Here is an 18837-nt window from a genome sequence, read left to right as displayed (position 1 = left end):
AGGAGCGATGATGCAGACCGCCTTTGACGAGATGAACGCCGCGGGGGCCATAACCCGCGCGCATTACGAGTCCTACGCCCGCTGGCTGGCCGACCAGCCCGAGTCGCTGATGCGCGAGCGGCGCGAGCAGGCCGAGCTGATCTTCCGGCGCGTGGGCATCACCTTTGCCGTCTACGGCGACAAGGATTCAGGTGAGGGCACCGAGCGCCTCATTCCTTTCGACCTGATCCCGCGCGTCATCCCGGCGTCAGAATGGACGTCCATGCAGGCCGGCCTGGCCCAGCGGGTGACGGCGCTGAATCGATTCATCCACGACGTCTACCATGAGCAGGAGATTCTGAAGGCCGGCATCGTGCCCGCCGACGAGATCCTGAACAACGCCCAGTTCCGCAAGGAGATGATGGGCGTGGACGTGCCTGGCGGCGTCTACAGCCACATCGCTGGCGTCGACATCGTGCGTGCTGGCCATGCCGACGGCAGCGGTCAGTACTACGTGCTGGAGGACAACCTGCGCGTTCCCTCGGGCGTGAGCTACATGCTGGAGAACCGCAAGATGATGACGCGGCTCTTCCCCGACCTGTTCGTGCAGCACCGTATCGCGCCGGTGGCCCACTACCCCGACCTGTTGCTGGACACGCTGCGCAGCGTGGCGCCGTCGGGCGTTTCCGATCCCACCGTGGTTGTCATGACACCGGGCATGTACAACTCGGCTTACTTCGAGCATGCCTTCCTCGCGCAGCAGATGGGCGTGGAGTTGGTGGAAGGCCAGGACCTGTTCGTCGATGGCGGCTTCGTCTACATGCGCACCACGCGGGGGCCGAGGCGCGTGGACGTCATCTACCGCCGCATCGACGATGACTTTCTGGACCCTCAGGTGTTCCGCGCCGACTCGCAGCTGGGCTGCGCGGGCCTGGTAGAGGCCTACAAGGCTGGCCGCGTGACACTGTCCAACGCCATCGGCACGGGCATCGCGGATGACAAGTCCATCTACCCCTACGTGCCGAAGATGATCGAGTTCTATCTCGGCGAGAAGCCTATCCTGCAGAACGTACCCACCTATGTCTGCCGCGAGAAGGAGGATCTGGCCTACACGCTGGCCCATCTCTGCGAGCTGGTCGTCAAGGAAGTCCACGGCGCGGGCGGCTACGGCATGCTGGTCGGGCCGGCAGCAACCCGGGACGAGGTGGAGGCCTTCCGCGCCCGGCTGATGGCCAACCCCGGCAACTACATCGCGCAGCCGACACTTTCGTTGTCCACCTGCCCGACGTTCGTGGAGAGCGGTATCGCGCCCCGTCACATCGATCTGCGACCCTTCGTGCTGTCGGGGGCATCGGTGCGCATGGTGCCGGGCGGGCTGACACGGGTCGCGCTGAAGGAGGGCTCGCTCGTGGTCAACAGCAGCCAGGGCGGCGGGACCAAGGACACCTGGGTCCTTGAGGATTGAGGGAGGACCGATCAATGCTGTCAAGGACCGCAGACCATCTTTTCCGGCTGAGCCGGTGTGCCGAGCAGTCCGGTCGAGTGCGTAGCGCTCGGGGCGAAGCCTCAACACGGCGGCGCGCGACGGCGCGCGCGGCGTTTTCGGCCAACGAACCGGAGTCCAAGCATGCTGTCTAGGACTGCTGACCATCTGTTCTGGCTGAGCCGCTATATCGAGCGGGCCGAGAACACGGCCCGGATGCTGGACATCGCCTACCAGACCTCCCTGCAGCCCCAGTCCGCCGACGAGTCCGAGCAGACATGGCGCAGCCTGGTGTCCATCTCCGAGCTGAACGGCCTCTACGGTGCCAAGTACTCGACGATCAACAGCCGCAACGTCATGGAGTTCATGGTGGCCGACGAGAGCAACCTCTCGTCCATCTTCAACTGCCTTCGCGCTGCGCGGGAGAACGCGCGGGCCGTGCGCGGATCTCTCACGACCGAAGTCTGGGAGACCATGAACCAGACATGGCTGGAGTTCCGCCGCCTGCTGCGCGAGGGTGCGCTGACGCGCGATCCTTCGCAGCTGTTCGAGTGGGTCAAGTACCGCAGCCACCTGTCGCGAGGCGTGACGGTGGGAACCATGCTGCAGGATGAGGCTTTCCACTTCATCCGCATCGGTTCCTTCCTGGAGCGGGCGGACAACACGGCGCGGCTGCTGGACGTCAAGTTCTACCGTCAGGACGACACCGGCACGGAGCGCGACGCGGCGCGCGACTTCTACTACTGGTCGGCCGTGCTGCGTTCGGTGTCCGGCTTCGAGATTTACCGGAAGGTCTACAGCAACGTCATCCAGCCCGACAAGGTCGCCGAGTTGCTGATCCTGCGCGCCGACATGCCTCGCTCGCTGTCGCACTGCGTGACGCGCATGCTCGCCAACCTGAAGCGCGTGGCCAACGCGCAGTCCGGCGAGACGCTGCGTCGCGTCGGCCGGCTGGAGGCCGAACTGGCCTTCGGCCGCATCGACGAGATCCTCGCCCAGGGCCTGCACCCCTTCCTCGACGGCTTCCTCGCCGAGGTCGCCGATCTTGGCAACGGCATTTCCAGAGACTTCCTCGTCTGAGGGCTACGCATGGCCATCCACGTCGCGCTCAAGCACGTCACCCGCTACAAGTACGACCGCCCGGTCAGCCTCGGCCCGCAGGTCGTGCGCCTGCGCCCGGCGCCGCACTGCCGCACGCCGGTGCTGTCCTACTCGCTGCGCATCGAACCTGACAACCATTTCGTCAACTGGCAGCAGGACCCGTTCGCCAACTACCTCGCGCGGCTGGTGTTCCCGGAGAAGACGACCGAGTTCACCGTCACGGTGGACCTGGTCGCAGAGATGGCGGTCTACAACCCCTTCGACTTCTTCCTGGAGCCGCACGCCCAGACTTTCCCGTTTGCCTACGACGAGGCGCAGCAGATCGAGCTGGCGCCCTATCTGCAGGTGGAGGCCGCAACGCCGCTGCTGGCCGACTATCTGAAGGAGGTCCCGCGCAGCGAGCGGGCCACCATCGACTTCATCGTCGACTTGAACCAGCGTGTGCAGAACAGCGTGTCCTACCTGATCCGCATGGAGCCCGGCGTGCAGACGCCGGAGGAGACGCTGGAGAAGGCCTCCGGTTCCTGCCGGGACTCCGGCTGGCTGCTGGTGCAACTGGCTCGCCACCTGGGCCTGGCGGCGCGCTTCGTGTCGGGCTATCTGATCCAGCTGACGCCCGATGAGAAGGCGCTGGATGGGCCCAGTGGCACCGAGGTCGACTTCACCGACCTGCACGCCTGGTGCGAGGTCTACCTGCCTGGCGCCGGCTGGATAGGCCTCGATCCCACGTCCGGCCTGCTGGCTGGCGAAGGCCACATCCCGTTGGCCGCGACGCCCACTCCCGGCAGCGCGGCGCCCATCAGCGGCGGGGTCGACAAGAGCGAAGTCGAGTTCAGCCACGAGATGAGCGTCACGCGCATCTACGAGTCGCCGCGCGTGACCAAACCCTACACCGAGGCGCAGTGGGCCGAGGTGCTCAAGCTCGGCGAGCGTGTGGACCACGAACTCGTCGCCGGCGATGTCAGACTGACCATGGGGGGCGAGCCCACCTTCGTCTGCGTCGATGACCGCGACGCGCCTGAATGGAACACCGAGGCGCTAGGCCCCACGAAGCGCGTCTACGCGCAGCAGCTGACGCACAAGCTGCGCGATGAGTACGGCCAAGGCGGTTTTCTGCATTTCGGCCAGGGCAAGTGGTATCCGGGCGAGCAGCTGCCGCGCTGGGCCCTGTCCATCTATTGGAGGGCGGACGGCCAGCCTTGCTGGCGCAATCCGGACTGGTTTGCCGACGAGCGTGAGGGCCACGCCTACACCAGCGAGCACGCCAAGACCTTCATGGCGGCGCTGACCCGGCGCCTGGGCCTGCCGGACACCCACGTGCAGCCTGGCTATGAAGACACCTGGTACTACCTCTGGCGTGAGCGCCGCCTGCCGGTCAACGTCGACCCCTTCGACTCACGCCTTGACGACGAGCTGGAACGGGTGCGCCTGCGCCGCGTCTTCGAACAGGGCTTGTCCCATGTCGTCGGCTACGTGCTGCCCATCCGACACGCCGGCACACCGCCACTGGGTGGCAGCCGCTGGCAGACCGGCCCCTGGTTCTTCCGCGACGAGCGCCTGTACCTCTACCCTGGTGACTCGCCCATGGGCTGGCGTCTGCCACTCGACTCGCTGCCCTGGGTCAGCAAGGGCGACTACCCCTATCTGATCGAGCAGGACCCGTTCGCGCCGCGCGGCATGCTGCCCGCGGCGGCTGCATTGCGGGTGCAGACCTTGGGCGTCACGTCAGCCGGCCCGACGCCGGGCCTGCGCCCGGGCGCAGCTGCGCTGGGCGGGCTGGGCGGCGTGGGCGGCAGCCACCTGCCGGGTGCGGGCGAGGTGCCCCAGCGCTTCCAGAGCGCCGGCGGCCTCACGCGCACAGCGCTCTGCGTCGAGGCCCGCGACCCGCGCCGCGCCAACGGGCCCAAGGCCGAGGGACAGGGCGAGGCGAGCGGCGTGCTCTATGTCTTCATGCCGCCGCTCGAGAAGGTCGAGCACTACCTTGAGCTGCTGGCTGCGGTGGAAGCCGCCTGCGAGGACACCGGCTGCAAGATCGTCCTGGAAGGTTACCCGCCGCCGCGCGACCCGCGCCTGAAGTTGCTGCAAGTCACACCCGACCCCGGCGTCATCGAGGTCAACATCCACCCGGCCCACAACTGGGGCGAGCTGGTCCAGCACACCGAGTTCCTGTACGAGGCTGCGCGCCTCACCAGGCTGTCGAGCGAGAAGTTCATGATCGACGGTCGCCACAGCGGTACCGGCGGCGGCAACCACTTCGTGCTTGGCGGTGCCACGCCCAGCGACTCGCCCTTCCTGCGCCGACCCTCGCTTCTGGCGTCGCTGCTGGCCTACTGGCACAACCACCCGTCGCTGAGCTACCTCTTCAGCGGCCTGTTCATCGGCCCCACCAGCCAGGCCCCGCGCGTGGACGAGGCACGCAACGACCAGCTGCGCGAGCTGGAGATCGCGCTCGCCGAGATCCACAAGCTGGGCGACGACGCCCCTCCCTGGCTCATTGACCGCGCGTTACGCAACGTGCTGGTGGACGTGACTGGCAACACCCATCGCAGCGAGTTCTGCATCGACAAGCTCTACTCGCCGGATTCGTCCACGGGGCGGCTCGGCTTGCTGGAACTGCGCGCCTTCGAGATGCCACCGCATGCGCGCATGAGCATCGTGCAGCAGTTGCTGCTGCGGGCGCTGGTGGCGCGCTTCTGGCGCCGGCCCTATCGCGCGCCGTTGGTGCGCTGGGGTACCGAACTGCACGACCGCTGGCTGCTGCCGTACTTCGTGCGAGAGGACTTCGCCGACGTCATGCAGGACATGGCCGAAGCAGGCTATTTGCTCGACGCCGAATGGTTTTCGCCGCACTTCGAGTTCCGTTTCCCCAAGGTCGGCGAGTTCGCCTCGCGTGGCGTGCACGTGACGCTGCGCGGCGCGCTGGAGCCCTGGCATGTGATGGGCGAAGAGGGTACGGCCGGCGGCACGGTGCGCTACGTGGACTCATCACTGGAGCGGCTGGAGATTCATGTCAGCGGTCTGGTCGATCCACGCCACCGCATCACCGTCAACGGCCATGCGCTGCCGCTGCAGCCCACCGGCCGCGTCGGCGAGTTCGTCTGCGGGGTGCGTTACCGCGCCTGGCTGCCCCCGTCAGCGCTTCACCCCACCATTGGCATCCACGCGCCGCTGACCTTGGACCTCATCGACACCTGGCAGCAGAAGTCCCTTGGGGGCTGCCGCTATTTCGTCGCTCACCCGGGCGGGCGCAACTACGCGACGCTTCCCGTGAATGCCTACGAAGCCGAGAGTCGGCGCCTGGCGCGCTTCGCGGCCATCGGCCACTCGCCGGGGTGTGTCGAGGTGAGGGAACCGCAGCGCAGCCTCGAGTTCCCGTTCACCCTGGACCTGCGCAAGGCAAACTAGAAGGAAACAACGCCCCCCACGCCCGCGCTGCGAGCTCCCCCCTTGCGAGGGGAGTGGCCTGTGGCCGCTGGCGGCGGGCATCACCGACATGCTCATCGAAATCCAGCCTGGCGTCCGCCTCTTCGTCGACATCGAGGGCCTGGGCCACGAGCCGCAAGGCCCCGTGTTGAACCAGAAGCCCACCCTCGTCCTCATCCACGGCGGGCCTGGCTTCGACCACACGGGCTTCCGGCCCTTCTTCAGCCGCTTCACGGACCTCTGCCAGATCGTCTACTTCGACCTGCGCGGCCATGGGCGCAGCGATCCGCGGCCGGCCGAGGAATGGGTGCTGGACGTGTTCGCCGACGACGTCGTGCGGCTGTGCGACGCGCTGGGCGTCGTGAAGCCCATCGTGCTGGGCCAGAGCTTCGGTGGCTTCGTCGCACAGCGCTATCTGGCACGCCACCCGGCGCATCCGGGCAAGGTCGTGCTGTCCAGCACCTCCCACCACTTCGGCCTGGAACGCAAGATCGAACGCTTCGGCGCGCTCGGTGGCCCCGAGGCGGCAGCAGCCACGCGAGAGTTCTGGGAGAACCCGGGCCCGGCGAGCTGGGCGCTCTACGAGAAGCACTGCCGCCACCTCTATAACACCCGGCCCAAGAACCCCGATGCCGGTGGTTGGATGATCTTCAAGCCCGAAATCCTGTTCACGCACACGCGCACGGAGCTGCCCGGCATGGACTTGACACCCGGCCTGGCACGGGTGCAGTGCCCGGTGCTGGTGATGGCCGGCGAGGAGGATCCCGTCACGCCGCCGCAGGATGCCGAGGAGATCGTCGCCGCGCTGCCCGCGCCCTGGGTGCAGTTCGAACGCTTCCCAGGTGTCGGCCATGGCCCCTGGCGCGACGATCCCGAGGCCGCGGAGCGTGTGTTGCGCGCTTTCCTCCAGGACCGCTAGCGCCTCCGGCGTCGCGGCACCCGCCAGGCCCCGTCGGGGCGCTTGCTCGACAATGCTCTTTCCGCCCCCTTCGCGCCGCATGACAGCCCCGACCCGCATCGCCCATGTCTGAGCTCACCCCCAGCCAGTGGAGCCTGCTGCCCGACGAGCCTGATGAAGCGCTGGTGCCGGACCCGCTGGCGCAGGCGCTGTCGGCCGCGCTGCGCAGCCGCGACGGCCACTTCTACGAGCTGACGGGCAAGGTCAACCGGCCCGGCGAGCCGCAGGGCGGGCTGGCAGAACGTTGGCAGCGCTTCTTCTCAGCCGGCGGCGCGGCGGGCTGGCAGGAGCTCAGCGCCAAGGCGTTGCGCGTGCAGCGCCGAGTGCTGGAGGACGGCGCCAGCTACAACGTGCATAGCGACGCGCCGCCGCTGCCCGGCCAGGGCGGCCGGGACGGCGCGCCGCTGGCCCGCCACTGGCCGCTGGAGCTGCTGCCCATGCTCATCGAGCCCGGGGAATGGCGCGGCATCGAGGCCGGCATCGCTCAGCGCGCCCGGCTTCTCAACGCCGTTATGGCCGACACCTATGGCGAGCGTCGCCTGCTGCAGCAGGGCCTGCTGCCTGCCTCGCTGGTGCTGGCCCACCCGCAGTACCTGCGCGCCATGCACGGCAGCCAGCCGGCGGGGGCGGTGCACCTGCATGTGCTCGCCTTCGACCTAACGCGCTGCGCCGACGGCCACTGGTGGGTGGTGGGGCAGCGCACGCAGGCGCCTTCCGGACTGGGCTACGTGCTGGAGAACCGGCTCATCATTGCCCAGCAGTTCCCGGAGGCCTTCCGCCAGATGGCCGTGCAGCGCTTGGCCGCGAGCTACCGTGACTTCATCCAGACCCTTACACGGCTCTCGCCCGCTGGCGAGCGCAGCCGCGTCGCACTGCTGACGCCGGGGCCGCGCAACGAGACCTACTTCGAGCAGGCCTTCCTGGCACGCTACCTCGGCATCACGCTGGTCGAGGGCGCCGACCTGACGGTGCGTGCCGACAAGGTCTACCTCAAGACTCTGGCCGGCCTGGAGCGCGTGCACGTGCTGCTGCGCCGTGTGGACGACACCTGGCTGGATCCGCTGGAGCTGCGCCCTGATTCCATCCTCGGCGTGCCAGGGCTGCTGCAGGCGGCGCGTGCTGGCGAGGTCGTCATCGCCAACGTACCGGGCGCCGGCTGGCTGGAGAGCCCGGGCCTGTCGGCCTTCTGGCCTGGCGTGGCTGAGAGCCTGCTCGGCGAGACTCTGACGTTGCCGGCCATCCAGAGTTGGTGGTGCGGCGAGGAGAGCGCATGGCGCACGCTGCGTCCGCGGCTGGCGGAGTTCATCGTCGTGCCCACGTTCTCGGCCAGCGGCACGACGCGCAGCTTCTCCCCCATCGTCGCGGCCGAGCTGACCGACGAGCAGCTCTGGCAGCTGGCCGCGCGCATCGATACCGACCCCACTGCTTACACGCTGCAGGCGCGCGTCAAGCCCACCAAGCAGCCGGTCTGGACGCGTGGCGCACTGGAGCCGCGTGTGGCCGTACTGCGCGTGTTCGCGATGACCGATGGCCAGGGGGGCTGGACGGTGCTGCCCGGCGGTCTGGCGCGCGTAGCGCCGCGGCGCGATCCGCTGGCGGACGCATGGCTGTCCATCCAGCGCGGCTCGCTCAGCGCCGATACCTGGGTCATGACCGACGGCGAGGTCGATGCGACGACGCTGCTGCCCCAGCCCCTGCAGGCCGCCGACCTTGCGCAGGTGCACTGGACCGTCACCAGCCGCGCCGCCGAGAACCTGTTCTGGCTGGGCCGTTACACCGAGCGCGCCGAGAACAGCGCGCGGCTGGCACGCCACGTCATCGAAGCCAGCGTCATGGTGCGTCGCGGCGCCATGCCGGCGCCCATGTTGCCGCTGCTGGATGCCCTGGCGCGCCGCCACGGCCTCGTCGACGCCGATGCGCCGCGCGTTGCAGACAATCCGGGCGGTTTCGAGCGGGCGCTGCTGACTGCCCTGCTGCCCGCCTCCGGCGTCACCAGCGTCGGTTGGAACCTGCGTGCGCTGCAGGGCTGCGCCCAGGCGCTGCGCGAGCGGCTGTCGCCAGAGGCCTGGAGGCTGATCCACGAGACGGCAGCGCAGTTCGAGCAACACCTGCGCGCCGTGCTGGACCGCCCCGGCCCGGCACCCATGACTGACGTGCTCAACGTGCTGGCCCGGGCCGACACCCACCTGGCCGCCATCACCGGCGCCCAGACCGACCGCATGACGCGCGATGACGGCTGGCGGCTGCTGTCCATCGGCCGGCAGATCGAGCGCCTGTCCTTCCATGCCGAGGTGCTGGCGGAGGCCTTCGAGCAAGGAAGCGCCGGGTCGCCCGAAGTTCCCTTGACCCCGCCAGGGGATAAGCCGGGCACAGGACAGGCCCCGGGGCAGGTGCAACCTCTGGCCCTCACCGAGGACGGCTTCGTGCTGCTGCTGGGTGTTTTCGACTCCACCATCACCTATCGCGCGCAGTACCAGGCGCGCCGCGAGGCGCCGCCGCTGTTGCACCTGCTGGTACACGACACCGACAACCCGCGTTCGCTGGCATGGGTGGCGCGCACGCTGCGCGACCGCTTCGCCAAGCTGGCCCGCCACGATCCCGGCTGGGCGGCCGACGTTGCCGCCGGGCTGCCCGTGCCCGAGGCCTGGCCGCTGGCAGAGCTGGCCGCACCGGGGCCGTTCCTGGTCGAGCACCTCAGGCGCGCGGCCGCGCAGGCGGGCGAGCTGTCCAGCCTCATCAGCCAGCGCTATTTCGCCCACGTCATCGGCGCGGAGCAGCGGGTGTGGCAATGAACGTCAGATTGGCCGTCCACCACGTCACCGAGTACACCTACGAGGACGCGGTGGAGTGGGCCTACCACGCGGCCTGCCTGACGCCGCGCGACACGCCCTGGCAGCGGGTCAGTGGCTGGCAACTGGACATCACGCCGTTGCCAGACGGCTGGGGCATCGAGGGCCTTGAGCTGGACACGGCCGAATTGGCCCGCCACCTGCGCTGCGACCCCTGGGGGAACCGGCACTTCAGCTTCGGCCATGCGCGCATGCACGAGAAGCTCGTTGTCGACAGCCGCTTCATCGCAGAACTGCAGGAGCGCCCGGTGCCCGACCCGGCGCGCGGACCGGACTGGGAATCGGTCGCCCAGGGCCTGCACTACCGCGCCGGGCGGGCACTACAGGAAGCCGACGAGTTCGCGCTGGCCTCGGCCTATGCCATACCGGACGAGGCCCTGGCAGCCTATGCCCGCCGTGCCTTCACGCGCGGCCGCACGCTGGCCGCGGGAGGACTGTCGCTGATGCGCCAGATCCATGCAGACCTGCGCTACCTGCCGCAGAGCACCACGGTCGCCACCCGTGCGGCGGACGCATTGGCACAACGCAGCGGAGTCTGCCAGGACTTCGCCCATGTCTTCATTGCGGCGTGCCGTTCGCTGGGCCTGGCAGCGCGCTACGTGTCGGGCTATCTGCTGACCCGCCCGCCCGAGGACGGACCGAAGCTGGTCGGCGCGGATGCTTCGCATGCCTGGGCCGAGCTGTGGTGCCCCGAGCAGGGCTGGTTGGCGCTGGATCCGACCAACGCCATGCCTGCGGGCCTGGACCACGTGACGCTGGCCTGGGGACGCGACTATGCCGACGTGGCGCCGCTGCGTGGCGTGCTGCGTGGCGGCGGCGTGGCGACGCTGCGCGTGGCCGTGACGGTGGAGCCCTGGGCCGGTGGCGACGCAGCAGGCCCAGGTGCCTAGCGCCTGACCTTGCCGTCGCCCGTCAGCATGGACAGCTCCACGAAGCTGGAGCCGACGTGCCGGTTGGGAGAGAACTGCAGCCGGTAGCCGCGCGATTCGTAGCCCGACAGCGTCTCCAGCGCGGCGACCAGGCCATCGCGCGTTGGTCGACCGCCCAGGCGGCGCAGGCCATCCACGACGACGCGCGCCGCCAGATAACCCTCGATGCTGGTGTAGTTGGGCTCGGCCTTGGCGTCCAGGCGCAGCAGGGCCTGCTGGTAGTCGTTGACGAGACCGGCTGCGGTGCCGAAGGGCGAGGGCATGACCTGCGAGACGACGACGCCAGCCGCATCCTTGCCCAGCTCATCGGCCAGAGCCTGGGTGCCAACGAAGGAGACGTTGTAGAACTGCCCGCCCCAGCCGGCCTTGCGGGCCCCACGGATGAAGGCCGCGCAGCTCTTGTAGGCGCTGATCTGCACGATGGCCTCGGGCTTGGCAGGCAGCAGGGCCTTGAGCGCGGCGGCCACATCCACGCTGTTGCGCTCCACGGTGGCGACGGCCGCGGGCTGCAGCCCGCGCTTCTCCAGGGCCCGCTGCACGCCCTTGAGGCCGGCCTGGCCGTAGGCGTCGTTCTGATGGAAGACGGCGATCTTCTTCAGGTCCAGCTGGGTGAGCTGCTTGACGATGAGTTCGGTCTCGTCGTAATAGGACGCGCGGATGTGGAAGACCAGGCGGTTGAAGGGGTCACGCAGCGACTCGGCGCCGGTGAAGGGCGCGATGAAGGGCATCCTGGCAGCTGTTGCCAGCGGCAGGGCCGCCAGCGAGGTGGGCGTGCCCACATAGCCGAACAGGGCGAAGACCTCGTCGTGGATGAACTTCTCGGTGTTGGCCTTGCAGCGCGCCGGGTCGTAGCCGTCATCCAGCGTCTTCAGCACGACAGGCAGGCCGCCCACCCCGCCGGCGGCGTTGACGGCCTCGAAGTAGGCTCGCGCGCCCAGCTGCATCTGCAGGCCCAATTGGGCCGCGGGGCCGGTCAACGGCACGGACTGGCCGAGCACGATGGCGCGCTCCTGGGCGCGGGCAGCTCGGGCAGCCGGCAGGGCGAGGCCGGCCAGGGCGAATTGGTTGAAGCGACGACGGGTCTGCATGGACCCATGATGCCCTGGCGGGCGGCCGGGCGCTGTGAACTAAATCAGCTCCTGCTGGTGCTTGTGCTTGGGCGTCCGGCGCGTTTGTTAGCAAACATTGCTTCGTCTGCGCGGCGCATCAGCGTTTCCGGCGTGCGGCCGTCGGCCGGGAAATGGGCCAGGCCCAGGCTGCTGCCGACGGCCACCGGCTCCCCCGACGCCAGCGTGACGGGCTGGCACAGCGCATCCAGCAGTCGGTTCAGTACCGGCTCGGCGTCGGCTGGCGCCTGCTGCGGTGTCAGCAGCACGACGAACTCGTCGCCACCCAGGCGGGCCACCGTGTCACTGGTGCGCAGGCCGGCGTGCAGCCGGGCGGCCACGACCTTGAGGACCTCGTCCCCAGCGTCATGGCCGTGGGTGTCGTTGATCTGCTTGAAGCCGTTCAGGTCGAGATAGGCCAGTGCGAAGACATGGCCCATGCGCTCGGCGGCGGCGATGGCCTGCTTGAGGCGGTCGGCCAGCAGCATGCGGTTGGGCAGGCCGGTCAGCCCATCGTGCAGGGCCGCGCGCTCCATGCGCGCCTCATGGGCCTTGCTCTGCGTGATATCCACCATCATCCACAGCGACTCGACGCCGCTGCCGGGCAGGTCGACGCCCGACAGGTCCACCCAGATGGGCGAGCCGTCCTTGCGGCGCATCTGCAGTTGGGTGCGGAAGCGCCCGCCGGCCCTAAGCTGCGGGTAGGCCAGGGCGCCCAGCGTCTCGTAGGAGGTGTCATCGAGGTAAAGCTGCCGTATCGGCACGCCGAGCAGCTCGCCGTCTGCATAGCCGAAGATGCGTTCCAGCGCATGGTTGCGCCAGATGGTGTGGCGCCCGCGCATCTTGGCCATGCCGATGAGATCGCTTTCCAGCATGGCCTCCTGGTCCAGGGTCAGCTGGTGCAGTTGCTGGCGGATGTGGTGCGTCTCGCTGATGTCGAACATCACCGAGCGGCTGCGCAGGTAGGTGCCGCTGGCGTCGTAGACGGCCGTGGCCGACAGGCTGACTCGGCGCGTCTGGCCATGGCGGCCGGTGATGTCGAATTCCAGCCCCGAGACCCGGCCCTCGCGCATGAAGCGCGGGAAGGCTTCGTTGAAAAGGGCGCGGCCCTGGTCGTCGAAGAAGTCGGCCGGGCTGGCGCGACCGACCAACTGCGCAGTCGTGCAGCCCAGCCAACTCAGGCCCAGCGCGTTGATCTGCAGAAAGCGGCCATTGCCGTCCAATGCGTAGTAGGCGCAGGGCGCGTTGTCATAGAGATCCTGCAGGCTCTGCCGCGCCTCGTCGGCCTGGGCTTGCAGGGCCTTGCGTGCCGTGATGTCGGACTGGACCAGCATGAAGCCGGTGAGTGCGCCGCCGTCGTCGAGCAGCGGCTGGATCTCGACATCGACCCAGTAGTCGCGGCCGTCGCGGGCGCGATGCATCAGCTCCGCCTTGCAGCCCATGCCGACGCTCATGGCCTCGCGCATGCCGTGCACGGTGTCGGCGTCGGTGAGCTCGGAATGAAGCAGCTCACCTGGCTGGTGGCCCAGGGCCTCGGTGCCGGTGTAGCCGCTCAGGCGCGTGAAGCCCTCGTTGACCCAGACGATGCGGCGCTCGGGATCGGTGATGAGGACACCATTGGTGGTGTGGCTGGCAACGCGCGCCAGGCGCGCGAGGTCGGCCGTCATGTCGCGCGCCATCTGCTCGGCGCGTGCCCGGCCGCTGGCCAGCAGATAGACCGTCACGGCCAGCAGCAGGCTCAGCAGCGCGCCGCCCAGCTCCAGCCCGATGCCGGACAGGCCCAGCAGCGTCATGGCGGCGCCATGCGTCAGCGCGGTGTCCAGCATGAACTCGCGACCGGCGACCGTGAAATAGAGCGTTTCGGCCGTCGGGTCATCCACCAGCGTGTAGGTGGAGGCCTCGTCGGACGTCAGGACATGCCCCCGGCGCACCGCCATCAGCGGTTTGAACTCGCCATCACCGGTGCTGGCCGACAACTTCAGGTCCAGCAGCGCCGCCGCCGGCTCGGCCACGCCTCGCAGCAGATCGTTGGCCACCAGCGGTGCGCACAGCACACCCTGCAAGGCCATGCGGCGTTGCTCCGGCGAGCCCGGGTCCAGCCCCTGCCGGTAGACCGGCACCAGCAGCAGGAAGCCCGGGCCCTTCAGCGGGTCCTGCACCAGGCGCAAGGGGGCGGAGAGCGTTGCCTCGCCGGTATCTATGGCTCGTTCTATGGCCTGACGTCGCACCGGGTCGGCGCCCAGGTCCATGCCCCAGGCCGGGAAGTTGCGCGAGAAGGGCGCGATCTGCGTGACGACGTAAAGCGTCTCGTCACTGCCCGAGCCGTGCACGCCGAAACCCGCGGCGCCCTGGCGCTGGCGGGCGGCGACGAAGGTGCCCAGGTCGCGGCGCGCCACCCTCTCGATGAAGCCGAAGCCGCGCACGCCGGGAAACTCCACCGGCAGGTCGCGGGACTCGACGTAGGCGTCGAAGGCTTGGCGGCTGAACCTGCCTTCCAGAGCGGCCAGGGCACCGCGCGCGCCCTTGAGCCCGTAGACCGGCATCGTCAGCCGCTTGATGACGTCGCTTTGCAGGCGCTCGACCTGGCGTTCCTGCAGGTTGTGCGCCTCCGCGCTGGCGCGCTGCTGCTGCCAGACGACGGCGCCGGCCGTCAGCGCGAGGCCGATGGACAGCGCCGCAGTCGCCGCCACCCAGGCAGTCGCACTGACCATCTTCGGCATGATGAAACGGGCTCTCTTCTCTTCGGCGTTGCGGACCATTGAAGCATGTCCGGAGGGCGGCGTCATCCATCGTCGGTGGCGCCGGCCGCGCACAATGGAGCGCCATGGACCTCTTCCTCACTCAGGCGCGCGCCAACTGCCTTGCCAACCGGCGTCTGCTGGCCGCCGTGGGCTCGCTGTCCGACGCCGATTTCCATGCGCCGCGCACGAGCTTCTTTCCCAGCCTCGCGTTGACGCTAAATCACATCCTCAATGTGGACCACTACTACATCGCCGCATTGCATGGCGATGCGGCGATGCGCCACATCTGGGCGCGTTATGTGCCGGCCCGGACGGCGTCCGAGCTGGCGACGCGACAGGACGAGAGCGACCAGCGGCTGATCGCCTTTTGCGCAACGCTGCGCGCGGGCGACGAGGACCGCATCGTGGCTTTCGACCGTGGTGCCGGTTTGGAGGCCGGTCCGCGCGAGCCGTTGGGGCGAGTGCTGGCTCACCTGTTCATGCACCAGACCCATCATCGCGGACAGGCGCACGCGATGCTGGCCGGAACGGCGGTGAAACCGCCGCAGCTGGATGACTTCATCCTGCTGGGCGACAGCGTTCACCGCGGCCGCGACATGGCCGTTCTGGGTTGGCAGGAACCGGTCTGAGCCGGGGCCACCTCAGAGCTCCGCCACGCCCTTGACGCGCACGGGCATGGCCATCGGCTGGGCGGGGACGTCGGCCACACGGCCGTGGAAGCGGTCCAGCAGGACCTGCCATTGCTTCTTCACCGCCACGACATTGGCGTGCTTCACGTGCCCGTAGCCGCGGATCTTCTCCGGCAGGCGGGCCAGCTCGACAGCGGTGTTGAGGTTGTCGGAGTTCAGCGAGGCGAGGATCTCGTCGACCAGCTTCTCGTAGTCATTGATCAGTTGGCGCTCCATGCGCCGCTCCTCGGTCCTGCCGAAGATGTCCAGCGCGCCGCCGCGCAGACCCTTGAACTTCGCCAGCCACTTGAAGGCCGTGAAGGTCCATGAGCCCAGCTCGATCTTCCTGGCGCGGCCGTCGGCGCCGGGCCTAGCGATCAGTGGCGGCGCGAGGTGAAAGCTCAGCGACTCCCAGTTCTCGAACTGCTCCTTCATTGCGGCCATGAAGCGGCCGTCGGTGTACAGGCGCGCGACTTCGTACTCGTCCTTGATGGCCAGCAGCTTGGCGTAGTAGCGGGCCACGGCCTGCGTCAGCCGCTGACCCTTGCCGAGCTGCGCCTCGACGGAGCGAACGCGGTCGACCAACGCCCGGTAGCGGGAGGCGTAGGCGGCGTCCTGGTATGCGGTAAGGAAGCTGGCGCGGCGCTCAATCAGGCCGTCGGCGCCGTCGAGCTGATCGAAGTTGAAGAGCTTCACGACGTTGACGTCGCCGGCCAGGCGCTGGATGGCATCCGGTGCCGCGATGGCCAGGCGGCCGAGCGCGAACGCGGTCTTGTTGGCTTCGGTGGCGACGCCGTTGAGCTCGATGGCGCGCATCAGCGCGGCCTCGCTGACCGGAACCAGGCCGCGCTGCCAGCAGGCGCCCAGCATGATGATGTTGCTGGGCAGCGTGTCGCCCATCAGGCGCTGCGAGATGTCCTGTGCGTCGATCGTGTCCAGCGCCCCGTGCTCGCCGACGGCAAACTTCATCTTGGCCAGCAGCGAGCCGCCTTGCAGCGAGGCGTCTGGGTTGCGCACGAAGCCTGCCGTCGGCAGTTCGTGCGTATTGGCGAGGATGACGGTGCGGCCGGCCTTGACCGTGCCAAGGGCATCGGGAGAGGCACCGACCACCATGTCGCAGGCCAGCAGCACGTCGGCTTGTTGCGTGTCAATGCGCACCTGGTTGAGCAGGTCCAGCGTCGGAGCCACGCGCACGAAGCTCAGCACCGCGCCGCCCTTCTGCGCAAAACCCATGAAGTCCAGCACGGATGCCTGCTTGCCCTCCAGGTGCGCGGCCATGGTGACCAGCGCGCCGACCGTGACGACGCCGGTACCGCCCACGCCGGTGACCAGCATGTCGAACGGCCCGGTCCAGTCCCATGCCGCGGGTGGCTGGATGGCGGCAATCTCGCGGGCCAGGTCTTGCGCCGTGTAGCTGGCGCCGGCCTTCTTCTTCAGTACCGGCTCGTGCACCGACACGAAGCTGGGGCAGAAGCCGTTCACGCAGGAGAAGTCCTTGTTGCAGCTGCTCTGCTCGATGGCCCGCTTGCGACCCCAGTCGGTCTCGACAGGTACCACGCTGAGGCAGTTGCTCGCGACGCCGCAGTCGCCGCAGCCCTCGCAGACAGCCTCGTTGATGAAGATGCGGCGCGGCGGATCCGGGAATTCCTTCTTCTTGCGGCGGCGGCGCTTCTCGGCTGCGCAGGTCTGGTCGTAAATCAGCACCGTCACGCCTTCGATATCCCTGAGCTCGCGCTGAACCGAATCCAGCTCGCTGCGGTCGTGGAAGGTGGTGCCGGCGGGGAACAGGCCGTGATGACCGTCGTACTTGGCCGTGTCGTCGGAGACGATCACCAGGCGCTTCACGCCCTCGGCCTCGACCTGGCGGGCGATCTGCGGCACGCTGGCCTGGCCGTCCACCGGTTGGCCGCCGGTCATCGCGACGGCGTCGTTGTAGAGGATCTTGTAGGTGATGTTGGCTCGGGCCGCGATGGCCTGGCGGATGGCCAGGTAGCCCGAGTGGTAGTACGTGCCGTCGCCCAGGTTCTGGAAGACGTGCTTCTCCTTCGTGAAGCGGCTGTGCGCCGCCCAATCCACGCCCTCGGCACCCATCTGGATCAGGCCTGACGTGCCGCGCTCCATCCAACTCGCCATGAAGTGGCAGCCGATGCCGGCCAGCGCACGCGAGCCCTCTGGCAGCTTCGTGGAGGTGTTGTGCGGGCAGCCTGAGCAGAAATAGGGTTGGCGGCGCACCGTGTCGGCGGCGTTGGAGAGCAACTGCGGTGTCAGGAAGTCGACGACCAGATGGCGTCGGTCCAGCGCTGGATTGAGCCGCGCCAGCCAGTCTGCCACCGTGCCCATGATGCGGCTGGGGCGCAGTTCGCCCAGGGCACTCAGCACCGGGCAGCCGTGCTCGTCGGTCTTGCCGACGACGCGCGGGCGCTGGAAGTCGGGCAGGTGGTACAGCAGCTCCTTGACCTGGCGCTCGACGACCGGGCCCTTCTCCTCGATGACCAGCACATCGGTCAGATTGGCGCAGAACTCGGTAATGCGGGTGGGCTCCAGCGGGTAGACCAGGCCCACCTTGTAGACGCGCACGCCGGCTGCGGCCAGCGCGTTGGGGTCCAGGTCAAGCCGGCGCAGCACCTCCATGAAGTCATAGTGCGCCTTGCCCACCGTGACGATGCCCAGCGTCGCCGCGGGACTCACGACGATGTGCTTGTCGATGCTGTTGACCCGGGCGAAGGCCTTCACGGCGTCGATCTTGTGCGCTAGGCGTGTTTCCAGCTCCAGCGACGGCAGGTCGACCGAGCGGATGTGCAGGTTGGTTGGAGCCGTGTAGTCGACGGTGTACTCGAAGTCCAGCGGCACGGCGTCCAGGTCCACCGTCATGCCGCTCTCAACGACCTCGGAGATGGCCTTGAAGCCGACCCAGGCACCGGAAAAGCGCGACAGCGCCCAGCCATACAGGCCGAACTCCAGGTACTCGGCCACGTTGGCCGGGTGCACCAGCGGCATGCTCCAGGCCTGCAACGCCTGGTCGCTCTGGTGTGGCGTGCTGCTGGACACGCAGCCGTGGTCGTCGCCGACGACGACCAGCACGCCGCCTTGCGTGCTCGTGCCGTAGACATTGCCATGCTTTAGCGCGTCGCCCGAGCGATCCACCCCCGGTCCCTTCCCGTACCACATCGCGAACACGCCATCGACGGTGCGCTGCGGGTCCAGCGCCACGCGCTGCACGCCGAGACAGGCCGTGGCGGCCAGATCCTCGTTGATGGCGGGCAGGAACTCGATGTGCGCCGCGTCCAGGAACTTCTTGGCCTTCCACAGCTGCTGATCCACCATGCCCAGCGGCGAGCCGCGGTAGCCGGAGACGAAGCCGGCCGTGTTCAGTCCCGCGCGCTCGTCCTGCTTCTTCTGTGCGAGCAGCAGCCGTACCAGGGCTTGCGTGCCGGTCAGGAAGACGGCGCCGCTGTCGGCCGCGAGGTTGTCGCTGAGCTGGTAGGGGCGCAGGGCGGTGGTGTCGGCCATGGTGTCTCCTTGGGGCGAGGAATTCTTCCCCCGCGGGGCGGGAAGAACTTGCCTCAATGCCGGAGGATTGCCTGTGAAGTGAGATGATTC

Annotated in this window: 10 protein-coding genes; 7 read left to right on the top strand and 3 right to left on the bottom strand. The window is 68.5% G+C overall.

Annotation, left to right across the window (positions count from 1 at the left end):
- The first annotated feature begins 10 nt into the window (after positions 1-10).
- From QM732_RS19610 to QM732_RS19585, 6 genes are all read left to right on the top strand, one after another.
- The gene (locus QM732_RS19610; RefSeq protein ID WP_415657772.1) at positions 11-1444 is read left to right on the top strand and encodes a circularly permuted type 2 ATP-grasp protein; all 1434 of its coding nucleotides are present in this window, start codon (positions 11-13) and stop codon (positions 1442-1444) included.
- Between the two features lie 162 nt (positions 1445-1606).
- Positions 1607-2542 (top strand): alpha-E domain-containing protein, encoded by a 936-nt coding sequence (locus QM732_RS19605; protein ID WP_415657771.1) that lies wholly within the window; start codon positions 1607-1609, stop codon positions 2540-2542.
- 9 nt (positions 2543-2551) lie between these two features.
- Positions 2552-5968: a DUF2126 domain-containing protein gene (locus tag QM732_RS19600; RefSeq protein WP_415657770.1), complete on the top strand. Its 3417-nt coding sequence runs from the start codon at positions 2552-2554 to the stop codon at positions 5966-5968.
- 88 nt (positions 5969-6056) lie between these two features.
- Complete coding sequence (locus QM732_RS19595; RefSeq protein ID WP_415657769.1) at positions 6057-6905, top strand: alpha/beta fold hydrolase; 849 nt, start codon at positions 6057-6059, stop codon at positions 6903-6905.
- Positions 6906-7009: 104 nt separating this feature from the next.
- Complete coding sequence (locus QM732_RS19590; protein WP_415657768.1) at positions 7010-9736, top strand: circularly permuted type 2 ATP-grasp protein; 2727 nt, start codon at positions 7010-7012, stop codon at positions 9734-9736.
- Positions 9733-10683, top strand: coding sequence for a transglutaminase family protein (locus QM732_RS19585; protein WP_415657767.1), 951 nt, complete (start codon positions 9733-9735; stop codon positions 10681-10683). The genes QM732_RS19590 and QM732_RS19585 overlap by 4 nt, the downstream gene beginning before the upstream one ends.
- Here QM732_RS19585 and QM732_RS19580 read toward each other — a convergent pair.
- On the bottom strand, positions 10680-11810 hold the full coding sequence (locus tag QM732_RS19580) for an ABC transporter substrate-binding protein (RefSeq protein WP_415657766.1): 1131 nt from the start codon (positions 11808-11810) through the stop codon (positions 10680-10682). The genes QM732_RS19585 and QM732_RS19580 overlap by 4 nt on opposite strands.
- Before the next feature lie 44 nt (positions 11811-11854).
- Entirely contained in the window at positions 11855-14548 is a 2694-nt protein-coding gene (locus QM732_RS19575; RefSeq protein ID WP_415657765.1) for a CHASE domain-containing protein, read from the bottom strand.
- A gap of 104 nt (positions 14549-14652) precedes the next feature.
- Here QM732_RS19575 and QM732_RS19570 point away from each other — a divergent pair, with 104 nt between their 5' ends.
- Entirely contained in the window at positions 14653-15198 is a 546-nt protein-coding gene (locus QM732_RS19570; RefSeq protein ID WP_415657764.1) for a DinB family protein, read from the top strand.
- Positions 15199-15210: 12 nt separating this feature from the next.
- Here the strand turns inward: QM732_RS19570 and QM732_RS19565 are convergent, their stop codons facing one another.
- Positions 15211-18747 carry an indolepyruvate ferredoxin oxidoreductase family protein gene (locus QM732_RS19565; protein WP_415657763.1) on the bottom strand — a complete coding sequence of 1179 codons (3537 nt, stop codon included), beginning with the start codon at positions 18745-18747 and terminating at the stop codon, positions 15211-15213.
- Positions 18748-18837: the final 90 nt, after the last annotated feature.

Source organism: Roseateles sp., from assembly GCF_047654805.1.
Classification (GTDB): domain Bacteria; phylum Pseudomonadota; class Gammaproteobacteria; order Burkholderiales; family Burkholderiaceae_C; genus Pelomonas.
This window is presented reverse-complemented; position numbering and strand designations above follow the sequence as displayed.